The 15,575-nt window shown below is 66.0% G+C and carries 10 protein-coding genes and 1 pseudogene; 5 read left to right on the forward strand and 6 right to left on the reverse strand.

The features are described from left to right. From AC1DIX_RS14840 to AC1DIX_RS14865, 6 genes and pseudogenes are all read right to left on the reverse strand, one after another. A partial coding sequence (locus AC1DIX_RS14840) for a M1 family metallopeptidase (protein ID WP_477325310.1) occupies positions 1-2,008 on the reverse strand: 2,008 nt, incomplete at its 3' end. Between the two features lie 195 nt (positions 2,009-2,203). Then, positions 2,204-3,430, reverse strand: coding sequence for a lysophospholipid transporter LplT (lplT, locus tag AC1DIX_RS14845; RefSeq protein ID WP_477325312.1), 1,227 nt, complete (start codon positions 3,428-3,430; stop codon positions 2,204-2,206). Between the two features lie 207 nt (positions 3,431-3,637). Beyond that, a complete protein-coding gene (locus AC1DIX_RS14850; protein ID WP_477325314.1) occupies positions 3,638-4,165 on the reverse strand; it encodes a helix-turn-helix domain-containing protein in 528 nt (175 codons plus the stop codon). After that, positions 4,162-5,448: a type II toxin-antitoxin system HipA family toxin gene (locus AC1DIX_RS14855; protein ID WP_477325316.1), complete on the reverse strand. Its 1,287-nt coding sequence runs from the start codon at positions 5,446-5,448 to the stop codon at positions 4,162-4,164. The genes AC1DIX_RS14850 and AC1DIX_RS14855 overlap by 4 nt, the downstream gene beginning before the upstream one ends. Positions 5,449-5,521: 73 nt before the next feature. After that, complete coding sequence (locus AC1DIX_RS14860; RefSeq protein ID WP_477325318.1) at positions 5,522-6,361, reverse strand: phytanoyl-CoA dioxygenase family protein; 840 nt, start codon at positions 6,359-6,361, stop codon at positions 5,522-5,524. A 32-nt stretch (positions 6,362-6,393) separates the two neighbouring features. Beyond that, positions 6,394-7,446: pseudogene (locus AC1DIX_RS14865) on the reverse strand (M29 family metallopeptidase). Positions 7,447-7,580: 134 nt separating this feature from the next. Between AC1DIX_RS14865 and AC1DIX_RS14870 the strand changes: the two are divergent. From AC1DIX_RS14870 to AC1DIX_RS14890, 5 genes are all read left to right on the forward strand, one after another. After that, complete coding sequence (locus tag AC1DIX_RS14870) at positions 7,581-8,108, forward strand: DUF3828 domain-containing protein (RefSeq protein ID WP_477325320.1); 528 nt, start codon at positions 7,581-7,583, stop codon at positions 8,106-8,108. Between the two features lie 148 nt (positions 8,109-8,256). Beyond that, positions 8,257-9,750 (forward strand): hypothetical protein, encoded by a 1,494-nt coding sequence (locus AC1DIX_RS14875; protein ID WP_477325322.1) that lies wholly within the window; start codon positions 8,257-8,259, stop codon positions 9,748-9,750. Further along, the gene (locus tag AC1DIX_RS14880; protein ID WP_477325324.1) at positions 9,747-11,264 is read left to right on the forward strand and encodes a hypothetical protein; all 1,518 of its coding nucleotides are present in this window, start codon (positions 9,747-9,749) and stop codon (positions 11,262-11,264) included. The genes AC1DIX_RS14875 and AC1DIX_RS14880 overlap by 4 nt, the downstream gene beginning before the upstream one ends. Positions 11,265-11,290: 26 nt before the next feature. Further along, on the forward strand, positions 11,291-11,755 hold the full coding sequence (locus AC1DIX_RS14885) for a hypothetical protein (protein WP_442123613.1): 465 nt from the start codon (positions 11,291-11,293) through the stop codon (positions 11,753-11,755). 28 nt (positions 11,756-11,783) lie between these two features. Further along, positions 11,784-15,569, forward strand: coding sequence for a tubulin-like doman-containing protein (locus AC1DIX_RS14890; RefSeq protein WP_477325326.1), 3,786 nt, complete (start codon positions 11,784-11,786; stop codon positions 15,567-15,569). The last annotated feature ends 6 nt before the right edge of the window (positions 15,570-15,575 follow it).

The following is a 15,575-nucleotide window of genomic DNA, read 5'->3' on the forward strand; positions in this document are numbered from 1 at the left end:
GTGCTTGCCTTCCTTCAGCAGCGCCTTTGTGCTTGCCTTCCTTCAGCAGCGCCTTYTCCCARTCCTCCAGGCCTTCCATCGCCTCGTTGTACTTGTTGCGGTCCTTGTTGGTGACCGTGAAGTCGTCGTGCTCGTTGTAGAAGTCCTTGAGTTCAGGATGCGCATCGACGCGGCGCTCCAGCGTGCCCTTGTTGCGCTGGTCGGTGATCGACACCGGCTCCTGGTCCTTCAGGGATTTCTTCCACTTCTTCTCGATTTCCGGATCCTTGGTGCCGATCGTGTACTCGCTGATGCCGTCTACGCTCACGTCCACGTGATCGGTGGTGTAGAACCAGCCGCGCCAGAACCAGTCGAGGTCCGTGCCGGAAGCGTCTTCCATGGTGCGGAAGAAGTCGGCCGGGGTCGGACGCTTGAAYTTCCAGCGGCGCGCGTATTCGCGGAAGGCGAAGTCGAACAGYTCGCGGCCCAGCACGGTCTCGCGCAGGATGTTCAGCGCGGCGGTCGGCTTGGCGTAGGAGTTCGGGCCCAGCGCCGAGATCGACTCGGAGTTGGTCATGATCGGCTGCTGGTTCGCGCTCTTCATGTAGTCCACGATCGAACGCGGTTCGCCGCGCGACTGCGGATAGCCTTCTTCCCATGCCTGCTCGGCCAGGTACTGCACGAAGCTGTTGATGCCCTCGTCCATCCAGGTCCACTGGCGCTCGTCCGAGTTGACCACCATCGGGAAGTAGTTGTGGCCCACTTCGTGGATCACGACGCCGATCAGGCCGTACTTGGTGCGCTTCGAATAGGTGATCTCACCGGTCTTCTTGTCCTTGGTCGGACGCGGGCCGTTAAACGAGATCATCGGGTATTCCATGCCGCCCACCGGACCGTTCACGGAAATCGCGACCGGATACGGATAGTCGAAGGAGTACTTGTTGTACTGGTCGATGGTATGGATGATGGCCTGGGTCGAATAGCGCTCCCACAGCGGGTTGCCTTCCTTCGGGTAGTAGGACATCGCCAGCACATTGGTCGAATCCTTCTTGAAGCCCTGCGCGTCCCAGATGAATTTGCGCGAGGACGCCCAGGCGAAGTCGCGCACGTTCTTGGCCTTGAAGCGCCAGGTCCTGGTGGTGGTGGCGCGGGTCTTTTCCTTGGCTTCCGCCTCGGCCTGGGTCACGATGACGACCGGCTTGGTGGCGGTGCGGGCCTGTTCCAGGCGCTGGCGCTGGGTGGCGGTGAGTACGTCGCCCGGGTTCTGCAGCTCGCCGGTGGAGGCCACGATGTGGTCGGCCGGAACCGTGACGGAGACGTCGTAGTCGCCGAATTCCAGCGTGAATTCGCCGGTGCCGAGGAACTGCTTGTGCTGCCAGCCCATCACGTCGTAGTAGGCGGCCATGCGCGGGAACCACTGGGCGATCTCGAACAGGTCGTTCTTGTCTTCGTCGAACTTCTCGTAGCCGGAGCGGCCGCCGAGCACCTTTTGCTCGTTGATCTTGTAGCTCCACTCGACCGAGAACGCGACCTTGGCGCCAGGCTTCAGCGGCTGCGGCAGGTCGATGCGCATCATGGTGCGGTTGATGACGTAGTGGAGCGGGGCGCCATTGGCGTCCTTCACCGACTTGATGTTGAAGCCGCCGTCGAAGCTGCGCGCGGTCATCAGCGACTGCATCGCGTCGAATTTCATGCCGTCGTCCGGGCCGCGCGGCTTGTCCCAGGCGTCGCGCGAGCGGATCGTGGCGGTGGTGCGCGAATCCGAGTTCGGCTTGTAGATGTTCTGGTCGAGCTGGACCCACAGATAGGTCAGCGTGTCAGGGGAATTGTTGTGATACGTGACCGTCTCGGCACCGGTGATCGCACGGTTCGCTTCGTCCAGCGTGGCGCGGATCGTGTAGTCGGCGCGCTGCTGCCAGTAGGCCTGACCCGGTGCGCCGGACGCGGTGCGGATCGTGGTCGGCGTCGGAAGCAGTTCGTCGAGCTGGCGGAACTTGTCGTCGAAAGGTTCCGCTGCGATTGCGGACATGGTGAGGCATAGCGCCGCCAAGCTTATCGGCAAACGTATCATATTTACCCTGCAATAGAGGTTGAAAAGAAGAAAATATTCTAGTCTTACCTCTAGAACAAGGGTCCGCTTGATTTGTAACAAGCTTGTTACAAAGCACTAAAATGCCAAAATGTGGCGTTTTGGATACTTTTGTTGCTCTATATATGCATATGTTTATGCGCGGCGTGCCGCATTCGCCACCGTGCGTAAATAGAGGGTGGCAAGCGCAATCAGGATGCCCAGCAGTACCAGCACCGTGTTCATCCCCAGCTTGACCTGCAGCGCAAACGCATAGCTGGCCGTCATCGCCAGGATAGCCAGGTTTTCGTTGAAGTTCTGCACCGCGATCGATTGCCCGGCGCTCATCAGGCTGTGGCCGCGGTGCTGGAGAATGGCGTTCATCGGCACCACGAACAGGCCGGCCAGCACGCCGATCCCCAGCAGCATGGGCAGCGCGACCTGCAGCGTATGCACCAACACCATGGCGCACAGGCCGACGCCCATCACGATCCCGACCGGCATCACCGACATCGAGCGCACCAACGGCACCGTCTTGCCGGCGATCGCGGCGCCGATCACGACGCCGAAGGCGAACACACCCTGCAGCGCGGCGGCCTTGTCCAGCCCCAGGCCGAGGGCCGACTGGGCCCAGGCCAGCAACAGGATCTGCAGCACCATGCCGGCGCCCCAGAACAGCGAGGTCACGCCCAGCGAGACGCGGCCTTCGCGGTCGCGCCACAGGGTCGAATTGCAGCGGTAGAAATCGAGCAGCAGCGAAGGAATCGAACGGCGCGGCCTGGCATAGCGCGTGCCGGCGTTGACGATGCACAGGTTCAGCACGCCGGCCACGAAATAGGTCAGCACGATCACGAACGCCGCCGCGCTCACCGGCGTGTCGGCGATGCCGCCGTGGGCGGGCGCCAGCCGCAGCAGCCAGGCGATCGTGTGCTCGTTGGCGGAGATCAGGCCGCCGAGGATGGTGCCGAGAATCATCGAGACCACGGTGCTTCCCTCGATCCAGCCGTTCGCCGCCACCAGGCGCGGCGCCGGCAGGACCTCGGCCAGGATGCCGTACTTGGCCGGCGAATAGGCGGAGGCGCCGAAGCCGACGATGCCATAGGCGAGCAGGGGATTGGCCTTGGCCAGGATCAGCGAGCAGCCGAACATCTTGATCGTGTTCGTCACCAGCATCACCCGGCCTTTCGGAAACATGTCGGCGAAGGCACCGGCGAAAGGCGCCAGCAGGATATAGGAGAGCACGAAACCCATCTTCAGCATTGGCGTCATCCAATCCGGAAACGCGAGCGTCGTGACCAGCGACACGCACAGGATGAACAGCGCGCTGTCGGCCAGCGAGGAAAAGAACTGGGCCCCGACGATGGCGAAGAAGGCTGGTTTCATGAAATCGGCCGGTAGTGGAGTGCCTTGTATATCACAGCCTTGCTGGGCTCCGTTTTCGCTTGGATCACGCGCGGCATCAGCGCCGGGCGGAACGGGCGCGGCCGCGCCGGCGTGCATGGGGTGAATTTCGGGATGAGGGGGGCGCGACTGCCGGCGGTGGCTTGAGTGGCGCGTCAATCCGGTCAGCGGCCCAGGGCCTTTTTGTCATCACGGTACGCGTTTATTATTTTTCTTGATCGAAAAGGTTTTGCTCGGTGTGGACTCTTTGGAATTTTGTGCCTGAGGTATTTCTTTGGCTTCAGTCGGAGAAGTTGTCGATCCCAGGAGCCCGTTTTTTTTGATAAACGCAGCAAGGGTATCGAAATATTCTTCGAGAGCCTTTTGTCCTGCCATAAGGCTTTCGACGGTTGGCCATTCTGGCGTGGAAGCGGGTGCAGTGCCAGTATGCCCTGTAGCGCCCCGCTTCAGCGGCACGAACGCCACCTCCAAACCAAAAAACTCGCCGATCCGGTTCAGCGTCGCCACGGTCGGATTCCCCTGACCCAGCTCGAGCGTCTTGATCGCTCGCGCACTGACGCCGCGATGTTGCGCGAATTCTTCCTGCGTCATGCCGGCAATCGCACGCATCTCACGCACGCCTTCAGTGAGCGACAGTTCGGCCGCGGCAGCGGTTTCCAGCAGCCGATTGCGCCGTTCACGGGCTTGCGCCTTATCCATTGGTTTTCGTTTGCTCATGACGACCTCAATGCCAGAAGTTGGGTGCGTTGCCTGTCGATGCTTGGCCCGAGGAAATCGACGATGTCCTCTTCGACGCCGACTTCACGCATGCAGTCCTGCAGTCCGGCCAGCCGCTCGCCGAACCGCACGAGCGCCTCGACTAGCTGCTGGTGTTCAGACGCCGGCAGCGCCAAGTGCGGCAAGACGTCCTCCCAGCTCTGCAGCTCCCTGCCGGTCTCAGGGTGATACCAGCGCGACGCACGGGTAATGCCTTCAGGGTCCAGATACATCGGCGCGAAGTCGAACAGCGGCGTGATGCGGGTAACGCCATCGACGGTCTGCACAGCCGTGTTGCGGGCGTGGTTGTCGGTGTTGCGCATCGCCAGATTGAGTACGTCGCGCCGGATGAATTCGATGGTCTCGTCGATCGGTACGTCGACCACGCGGCGAATCGCCGCGAGCAGCTGGAACTGGTTGGCCTGGATGCCGAAACCGCCCAGCTTGGCGATCGAGGCCGCGCTCTCCTGATGGAAGCGCAGCACGCGTCCGTCCTGTGCGCGGCGGTCGAAGCGCGGAATGAACAGCATGTCGGCGTGCAGGGATGGCAGGTCGAAGCAGCGGATGCCGAGGCGCTGCGCGACTTCCATGTAGTGGACTTCGTTGCGCAGCACCTTGCGGTCGGCCTCCGAAGGACCCCGAGGAAGTTTGGCGATCCAGTGACGCCGCGCACGGGCGTCGGGAAGCGCCGCGTCGGGATACCAGTTGCCGTCGTCGGCTTCCGTCAGCAGATATTTGGGCGCCACACCCTGAATGCCGGTACCGCCGGCGGCAAGCATGCCGTGCACCATCATCGCTTCATGAAATTCGGGCGTGCGCGCCAGCAGTTCGTGAAAGTCCAGGCCATCGACAGCGAATCCATGGCGTTCCACATGCTGTTCGAAATACTCTACCGCCTCCCGGATGCGCAAGCGCCCGATCGGATTGAAGGCGCCAGCGCACAGCAAGGGCAGGTCGGAGGCCTGCGCATCCGGAAGCTGGAGACGGTCGAGCAGGAAACGGCGTCCGTTACCCTGCGGGACCAAGTCATATAGGAAGGCAGGCCAGGCTTGCAGGACATGACGGTCGGCATCCACCGGGAGCGTCAGTGATACCGGAGGCGGGACCTGGCTGAAGGCAAAATCCAGTTCGTACTCGAACACGCAGTCGCTCGCGCGGAAGCCATTGCGAATCACATCGGAAAAGCTGGCCAGCGCGGCTTCGAGCCACCGGTTTTCATGAAAAATCTCGATATGGCAGTCCATGCTCGGCTTTCAGGCGTCCTGATCTGCTTGTCTGATGCACGAAAAGTGCAATAAAAGATACCAGAGCAGTATATCAGTCGAATCCGCGTACCGGGAAACTCCCATCCCGCTGGATCCAGTTGCGCGACGAGTAGGCGGTGCGCGCATCCGTCGCATGCAAGGTGAAGGCATGCCGCGATACGGGTGAACGATTCGGCGCACTGTAATGCGGCAGCAGCCCATGGAAGCACACCAGGCTGCCGGCCTTGGCCTCCAGCGGCACCGCGGTGGCGTCGTCCGGCCAGGGCGTCGCATCCAGCTTTTCCATCGTGATCCGGTCGCCGTCGCGCAGGAAGCGTTCGCGCAACGGGCCGCGGTGGCCGCCCGGTTCGACCCACAGGCAGCCGTTGTCGATGGTCGCGTCTTCGAGCGCGAACCAGAAGGTGGTCACGCTGATCGGCGTCGAGTCGAAGAAGGTGGCGTCCTGGTGCCAGCGCACTTCGCCGCCAATGCCGGGCTGCTTGAAGATGTACATCGATTGCCAGACCTGGGGCTGCTCGAGTCCCAGCTCGCGCGCCACCGCCGCCAGTTTCGCGTCGCGCGTGAAGGCTTCGAAGACCGGATCGAGGTCGTGCATGGCGTGGCCGATCTTGTTGATCGACAGGGCCTTGGCCTGTTTCAGCTGGCCGTTCGCGTCGAAGGCTTCCTCTTCGAAGAAGCAGCGCACCGTGTTGTCCGAGCCGAGGAACCAGGCGTCGCTGGCGTTTTCCTGGTCGCGCGTGGTGAAGACGACGCGGGACGCCATTGGGTCGAAGGCGTCGACGATGGCTTCGGCGCGGGCGCGCAGGCCTGCGATCTCGTCCGGCGTCTTGAAATTCGGGATGACGAGGTAGCCGTCGCGCTGGTAGCGGTCGCGCTGTTCCTGGGTCAGCATGGTGGCAGGCTCCGTTGAGTAATCAAGGCATTCTACGCCGCCGACACCGTCCAGCCGCCATCGGCATACACCCGCTCACCGTCCAGGTACACCGCATCGGTCACCACGAACACGTCGATGTGGTAGCGCGCATCCTTGCGCTTGAATCCGGGCTTGGCGTACACCCCGTGCTTGGCGCCCAGCGACAGGTGGATGCCGCACATGCGCTCGTAGGTGCCGATGTCGTCGACCCGGCGCTCGCGCGAGAAGGCGCGGTTCATGCCGAAGCCGAGTTCGCGCACCCAGACCTCGCCCTCGTCGCGGCGGATGATGTCCAGCACCTGCTGGAACCCGGGCGTCACGTTCTCCGCACCGACCACGCGGCCGCGCTCGATCACCAGCGTGATCGGCGCCTCCGGACGGTTCACCAGATAGCTGGTATCGCCGAACACGTGGACCTGGGCGCGGCCGTTGACGGCTTCAAGGTCGCGCGCCTCGGTGAACACTTCGCCGATCGGGAACTGGCCGCCGACGTTGTTCATCGCGCTGTAGTCGCCGACATTCAGCTTGGCCGATTCGAAAGGCGAATCGAATACGAGCACGGCGTCGCCGCCATGGACTTCGGCGCGCGAGGCGGTATCGATGCGGCGCTTTAGCGCATGGCCGACGCCGCGGAAGTACCGAGGATCCTAGGCCAGCGACTCGATGTAGTGCTCGCCCTGAGCCCCCGGCATGCGCGACAGGTGCACGTGCTCGATCACCTTCAGTCCCAGCTTGAACAGCTCCACGCGCAGGCGGAAGCCGTCGAGGCGGAAGTTGGTCGACTGCACCAGCACCACCAGGTCGCCCGGCGCGTAGGTCTTGAACGCCGTGAGTACCGTGTCCGGCGTGACGGCGTCGAAGTCGATGAAGCCGGCCTCGGGCAGGTTGCGGCGGTAAGCCTCCATCAGGGCGCGCGACAGGCCGGTCCGGCGGTCGAACACGACCAGTGCGCGCTTGCCCGGCTCGTGTTCGAGCGCGATCGCGAGCACGTCGCGCAGGTGCGCGGTGGCGGCGTCGATGGCGGAGGAGGGCAGGTCGGGATTCGGGAGCTCGATGGCGTTCATGGCGTCGGACGATGGGAGGCAACCCGTCATTATAGCCTTGCCCCGGCCGTCCGGATGCCGGCGGCAGTGCTTGCGGCAGCTCACGGACACGAGGCCGGCTTTGCTGCACAGTTTTCCTGTCGGGGAGTCTTATCATGTTGATTCTAAAAGGAAAATTTCATTTCTTTAATTTATTTCCGCTGCTGCTGGCGTTGCTGCTGGCCGCAGGCTCGCCTGCGCAGGCGGCCGAGGCCAAGGCGGGCGCGGTCGCGCCGGACGTGGTGGCGGCCGAGTTCTACGGCTGGTACCTCGAGGCCCTGAGCGCCGACCAGGATCCGCTCAGCGACCGTTACGACACCTTCACCCGCTACGTGACGAGGGAGCTGGCGGCGCGGCTGGTCGAACGGCTGCAGGGCGGCCGGCTGCCGCAGCGCGATTACTTCACCCAGTCCGCCGGCTACCGGCCGGCCTGGCAGCGCAGCGTGCACGCGGCCACCATGCGCCGGCGCGCCGCCGCCGCCGATGTCGTCGTCACCCTCGGCGGCGGCGGGGAAACCGGCGAGGACCACGGCCCGCGCCAGGTGCTGGCCCTGTCGATGGTGCTGGAGAACGGCAGCTGGAAAATCCGCCAGGTCGTGTCCGTCGATGCGTCCAGAAGTTCCGCTGAACAGCCCRCCATTTGATCCCTGAAGCACTGCCGCCCGCTCCTTTCGTGAACGGGGCGCCATGGCGCCCATGCTGGCGCTATGATTCCAAAAGCACAACGGCCCCAGGAATGGTGCGGGCCGTCGCGTTTTTGACGACCGACAGCGGGGGACAATGGCAAACCCAGTGGCATACCGATGGGAAACTCCGGCCAGTGTCTGGCTGGAAAACGAGAACGGGCAGTTCGAGCTGGCCGCCAGCGAAGGCCTGGGCCGGATCGACTGGAGCACCCATGCGCGCGGACGCATGGCCGACTTCGCGCACCTGCTCGGCGCCTCCCTTCCATCCTGCGATGGCGGGAGCTGCGAGCACTCGCCCATCTATCCGGAAGGCTTCTCGTTCTGTCCCGAATGCGGGCGCCCCCTGGAGCGCCTGGCCGGACGCCAGCAGCGCCGCCCCGACTGGTGGGGCCCGCATGCCGACCAGCTGCTGCCGCGCCATGTGCCGCACGGCCTGCCCGTCACCTCGCTGCCGCTCGGCGACAGCCTGGAGGAACGTCCCGCCGCGCCTCACATCGGCCGCTTCGACACCTCGATGCCGCCGCCGCCCAACGCCCAGTGCGTGTTCATCGCCGCCGGCTACGGTTTTCCGGAACAGCGCCTGCTGGCCCTGGCACCGGGGCGCGGCGTGCTGCAGTACTGGGATCCGCTGGGCGCGCTGTGGCACGTGCTGGTGCCGGAAGAGGGTACGGCCGACCTGCGCTTCGGCGCCTCCGACTACGGCTGGCTGCCGGCCGTGGAGCCGCGCCGCGGCGAAGTCGGCCTGGTGCCGACCGCCCAGGGCCTCTACCGCCTGTGGATCAATCCGATCAACGAAACCTACCGCCTCGAACCGGTGCTGGCCGCGCCCCTCGTCGCCGCGCCCGGTCTCATGCGGCGCCAGCTCGCCTGCCTGGTGCGCGGGAATGCCGGCGTGCTGGTGCTGGCCTCGCTGGATGCCGACCTGGCGCCCGGCCCGCAGTATGCATGCGGCGCGCTGCCGCTGACCGGCTGGAGCCGGCCGATCGCCTACGACGGCCAGTTGTCCTGGCTGCATGACGAAGGCCAGCTGCTGTGGCGCCCGGGCGAGGCGCCGCGCTTCCTGCCCTGGCCCGACACCTGGCTGCCGCGCCTGCAGTTCGGCGGCCCGACCCTGAGCCGCGACGGCCGCATGTGGCTGATCGGGCACGACGGCCAGTCCTACTGCTTTCTCGAACTCGGGACGGAGAAGCCGCAGCGCGAGCCTATCGACGGCGCCCGCCTCGGCTTTGCCAACCTGCTGTTCCGGCGCGGCCATCCGGTGGTCGACGAGCCCTGGTCCGGCGAACACGTCGAAGACCAGAACGAAGACGATTCCCTGGTGCTGCCGCTGCTGCGCAGCTTCAACAACAACCGCAGCCAGCCCAGCGGGCTGGTGCTGCGCTTCCACAAATACACCGGCCGCGCGGAAGACGCGCTGGCCGACCGCGTGATCGCCCGCACCACGGTCGAATGGATAGGACGGCGCAACGTCATCCTCGACGAGATCGCACGCCTGTCGCGCCCGCTCGAGTGCCTGCCCTTCGTGTACGCCAACCATCTCTGGCTGCACCACCCAGACTGGAACCGGATCCGCGGCTGGAACCTGGAAGAGCCGTCGTGAGGCGCGCGCTCGCCTCACTTGCCACACGGTTGGCGACGCTTGCCGGCCTGCTCGGGCCGGCAGTGCCGGCCTTCGCCATCCCGCAGGTGGTGCTGGTGCAGAACTCGGGCTGGATGGAGCCCTTCTACAGCGATCCGGCGTCCGCCTTCAAGCCGCTGGTGACGGAACTCGTCGCCAGCGTGGTGCAGCCCGGCGACGCCCTGGTGCTGGCCGCCTTCAACCAGTCGCTGCCGGGCGCGCCGTCGCCGAAAGGGTTGCTGTCCGAGCAGGCCGACCCGAAGACCCTGCATGCCCACGTAGAGGCGGCGCTGGCCGGTTTGCAGACCGCGCGCAAGCCAGGCGCGGGCAGGTCGGGTGGCGCGGCCCTCGCCGACACCGACCTCGGCGAAGCCGTCGACGCCGCCCTGAACCAGGTCCTGGGAGGCAAGCCCGGCCTGATCTGGCTGGTGACGAACAACCGCAACAGTCCCAACAACGACCAGGCGACCGCCGCGCGCAACCGCGAGTTCTATGCGCTGATCCACCGCGGCGCCGCGATCGACAAGGCGCTGGCCTTCCCGCTGCGCATGCCGGTCAAGGGCGAGCACTACAGCGCGAACGGCCTGATGGTCTACGTGTTCGCGGCCGGGAAGGAAGGCGCCCGGGCGCTCGATGCCCTGCTGGCGTCCGGCCGCGTGCAGCGCGTGATCACCGAACCGCCGGCGCGCCTGAAACCGCTGGACCGCGACACCGTGCGCCTGGTGCCGCGCCGCGTCGAGGGCGCGGCCGGCGTCGCGCTGGCGATGGATGCCGGCGGCCGCCTGCATGCCGACGTCGAACCGGACGCGGTGGCGCCGAGCACCCGCATCCAGTGGCAGCTGGAGAACACGATCTATCCCTACACGATCGCCGGCGCCACCATCAGCGCGCGCTCGATGCTGGCCGGCGAGAACCGCCCGATCGAGCTGGCACGCAGCAGGATCGACCAGCTGGCCCCCGGCAAGGCCGAGCCGCTGGCGTCCAGCATGCAGCTGCCGGTGGCCAGGCTGCCGGGCAAATGGTCGATGGAGGCGATCAGGTCGGCCGGCTCGGCCTATGTGCTGCCGGGAAGGATCGAACTGCACCTGGCCGGCCAGAAGCTGGTGCTGTCGCAGGCTTTCCGCGAACGGATGGCGGCGCTGTTCCCCGGCGATCCGCTGCCCGAGATCTTCACACCGCCGGCCGAGATCCAGGCCTCGACCGCCACCTTGCCGCTCGAAGTAAGGGTGCACTACGGCTCGGGGCCGCTGGTGGCGCTGATCGGCGCGGCGCTGGCCCTGCTGGCGGCGGGCGTCGGCGCAGCGTACGCCTATGCCCGTCCGCGCCGCGTGCAGCTGACCGTGGAGGACGAGCTGCGCACCATGCACACGCGCGCCGGCGCCACCCAACCGATCTACGACAAGGCGGGCAGGGAAGTGGCCCGCCTGAAGACGACGCTGTTCGGCCACCAGCTGATCGACCTGCGCGAAGGCGCCCAGGTCAGGCTGGGGCGATAGAACGAGAACAACCCCGAGAGGACCCCATGCAAGATCAGAAAACCAGTCCAACGTCGACCGACCCCGGCTTCAAGCTGCCGGCCCAGACGACGCCCACCACGCCGCAGGACGGGATGCCGAAGACGGCGCCCGATACCGCCAGCCAGCCGGTCGAGATCGCACCGGGCGGCGCCACCAACACGAGCGCGGCGCCGCTGCGCGACACCTCGGCGCGCGACCTGGCCATCGGCGGCGCGGTGTTCGTGGTGCTGCTGGCGATTTACTTCTTCGTGCGAAACGCCTACGTGCACCACCTGGTCGTCAGGCGCGTGGCGCCGTCCTCGGCCGGCAGCGCGGGCTGGCTGATGTTCGTGGGCCTGGCCTTCCTGTCCTTCGCCGCGGTGCTGGCGATCATCAACGCGGCCAAGTACCTGACCCTGGCGATCACGGGCCCGCTGGTCGTGATCGGCGTGCTGGCCCTGATAGCGGCTTTGCTCATCGGCCGTCGCTAAGTGTACAAAATAAGTAAGGATGCATGACATGGCAGATTTTCCCGATCCCTCGGCCCTGAACACCACCGGCGCAGCCGGCCGGGCCGAACTCAAAGTCGACCTGCGCCCGACCCTGTTCATCGGCGCCGGCGGCACCGGCATGGAAGTCATGATGCGGATCCGCCGCCGCATCCTGTCGGCGGTCTGGAACCGCCAGCACCCGACCCGCGTGGAGTCGATCGCCGACTTCCCGGTGGCGCGCTTCCTGCACTTCGACCTCGACAACCAGGCCATCATCGACGAAGGCAAGTCGCAGCGCACCGACCCCTGGTTCGAACTGGTCAAGCTGACCGACGAGGAGCGCCTGGTCGAGCCGCTCGACCTGCCGCAGTACCACGAGTCCGACGACAGCCTGGCGCGCTTCCCCTTGATTGAACAATGGATGCCGCTGCGGCCGAAGAAGCTGCGCTCGCTGGGCATCGACCCGTCCAAGGGCGCGGGCCAGATCCGCGCGCTGGCGCGGCTCTACCTGTTCGACAAATATCCCAAGCTGAGGGGACGCATCAAGGGCGCGCTGAACTTCCTGAGTTCGAACGCCGGCATCGAGCGCAAGGAGAATTACCAGCGCCTCGGCCTGCAGGTCGATACCAGCAAGTTCCGCATCGTCGTCATCGCCTCCAATGCCGGCGGCACCGGGGCCGGCAGCGCCATCGACCTGGGCTGGATCGCCAAGGCCATCGCAAGCCAGGAGGTATCAAGCAGCCAGGTCGACCTGGTGATGTTCCTGCCTTCGGGCTATGCGAAGGCCAACAAGGAACGCACCGAGGCCAATGCCTACGCGACCCTGATGGAGCTGGAGACCAGCATGCGCGACATGAATGCGCGCGTGCAGTGGATGGATCCGGACAGCGTGGTCGGCCGCGGCGCGCCCTTCGACGACGTTTATTTCGTCGATACCGCCAACCTGGCCAACAAGGCGACCCAGGATATCAAGGACGTCTACCAGATGGTGGCGGACACCCTGTTCGAGGATTTCGCCTCGGCCGATTTCGCCAACCGCAAGCGCTCGGTGGCGGTCAACCAGCAGCAGCACAAGCTCGGACCCTACAACCCGCGYGTGCCGGAACAGCGCTTCGGCGACATGCGGCTGTCCTATTCGAAGGTGTACTCGGCCTTCGGCCAGGCCGTGCTCGACACCCAGCAAAGCTTGCGCGACGATATCCGCGCTTACGAGCTGGCGGCGCTGATGGTAAAGGCCTTCTTCGGTCTCGCCAGCACCGACGGAACGGCAGCGCGCCGCGCCACCGATGCGGAACGCGACAGCTTCATGCGCGAGCAGATGGGCATGGGGGAGCATCCCTTCTCGGAATTCCCGGACTTCCGCAAGGGCACGGTGGACGTCACGCCCTTCCAGGAATACGCACTCACCGACATGCTCCTGATGGACAAGGACCAGCGCTCGCTGCTGGAACGGGTCGAAAGCAAGGTGCAGCTCGAGATCGACCGCATCATGGCGTCCTACGACCTCAAATTGTGGCGCGAGAAGGTGGTCGAGCTGCTGCCGAACCTGGAGCGCGACGCCATCCGCGAAGCCGGCGCCACCGCCGAGACCAGCGAAGACCGGATCAAGCGCAAGACCGGAGAACTGCTCGGAGAACTGAGGTTGAACGTGCGCGGCCGCCTCTACATGCTGCTGGACGACCGCAAGCAGGGTGGGCTGGAATTCGTGCTGTCGCTGCTGGAGCAGGTGAAGGCGAGGCTGGCCCAGCGCGACCTCGCCAACGCCCAGCGCAACGGCAAGCGCTACCGCGACATCCGCGATGCCCTGCGTACCCGCCAGGTCGAGGAATCGCTGAACAACCTGTCGCAGGCCTCCGGCCGCCTGTTCGGCAAGGACGCCCAGTCGCGCGAGGTGATGAATCACCTGAAGCGCGACATCGCCGACTACCTGCGCTTCCATCTGCTGGCGGTGGCATCCGGCCAGACCATCGATGTCATGAACAGCATGTCGGCCTGGCTCGGCAACCCGCAGGGCACCGACGAGCAGGGGCAGGCGCAGTGGAGCGGCATCGCCGGCGAATTCCAGGACGGCCGGCGTTCGGTCCAGGCCATGCTGGCCGCCTGCGACCAGCGCATCGGCCAGTTGCGCGCCGACGCCCGCCAGGAACACGCCACCTACATCAAGCTGGCCAGCGACGTGCTGCCGCAGCCGGTCCGTCTCACCAGCGACGTCGGCGGCTGGGCCGAAGAAGTGCTGCTGGAATTCGGCGGCTCGGCCAAGCTGTTCCCGCAGCTGGGCGACGAGCGCCTGCGCGCCGATCTGCTGCTGAAGCTGTTCCGCCGCGCGCAGACCCAGCTGTCGACGATGCAGGCGGCCGGGCTGGAGCCGGCGCAAAGCATCGATCCGCTGCTCGAGCGCCTGAACGCCATGTCGCCCCAGGAGCGCCACCGCGTGTTCAGCGAATGGATCAAGAGCAGCATGCCCTGGATTAACGCGCGCTTCTCGGCCGAGTTCACGCCCAGCGCCGACCAGTTCAAGTGCTTCATCGGCGTCGGCGACCCATCCGCCTGGCGCAAGCTGGAACCCGAGATCCGCGCCGCCGTGCCGACCGGCTTCCTGCACGGCGACGCGGTCGCCATCGTCAACACCGGCGAGCCGGGGCGGGCGGTCTGCTACATCGAACTGTCCGGTTACCCGATGACGGTGCTGCGCGGCCTGCCGACCTGGCGCGCTTCCTACCAGATCGAGAACCCGAAGATCCCGACCCACCTGCATTTCGACTCGACCCGCTTCCGCCATCCGATCTCGCCTTCGATGGACGAGCTGAACCGCCTGGCCGACGACTACGAATGGTTCCTCCAGGCGGTGGCGCTGGGCGTCATCCGCCGCAAGCAGGATGCGGGCGACCGCGAGGCCGCCTTCCAGCCGCGCGGGCAATACCTGTTCGAGGTCGAGCCGGGTTCCGGCGAATGGCTACAGATCGGCAACGAGTACGCGATCCGCTCGAACGGCCTGCCGCCCTACTACCGCGAGCAGGTGATCGCCGGCGTGCGCCAGCGCCTCGGCACGATGGGCCCCTGCCGGCTGGCGCTGCTGGCGGCGCTGATGCGCCACTACCAGCTGCGCGTCTACGAGCCCAAGCTGGAAGTCGACGAGACCGGCGCCCAGCTGCCTTCGCCCTCGCTGCCGACCATCACCGCACGGCGCCTGTACGACCAGTGGATGCGGCGCGCCGCGACCATCCAGCCGGAGCTGTCGCCGGCCCAGGTCGAGGCGGCGCTGGCCCAGCTCGACCTGTGGAGCGAGACGGTGCCGGATTCCGCCAGCGACGCCTACCAGTGGGAAGTCGAGCGCCCGAGCGACAAGCGGGTGGTCCGGCCGGAGTTCCTGGCCAGCGAGGCGCGCGCGCTGCAGGCGCTGGAGCGGCGCTCGTCGGCGCCGGCCGTGGGCGGCCTGGCGGCGATGGAGTTGGCACATGCGGCGCACGCGGCGCCTGCCGCCGCCACCATCGTCAGTCCCTCGATGCCGCCGGCGCCGGCGGCGGCCGGCGTGCATCCGGCCGGCCTCGGACCGGCGGCATTCGTCGTCGGCGCGACCCCGATGTCCGCGCGCTACAAGCTGTTCGTGAACGGCGCCCAGCGCGGCCCGTATGCGCTGGAAGAGGTGGCGCAGCAGCTGGCGCGCGGCGAGATCGACTCCGGCACGCGCATCTGGAACATGCAGTGGAACCCGCGCCAGGACAAGTGGAAGACGGTCGGCGAGATCCCGGAACTGACGGACGGTATTGACGCCGCGATTCCCGATCCGGACGACGGGATCCCGGATCCGCAATAAGGGAGC

The organism is Massilia sp. 05N420, assembly GCF_056397205.1.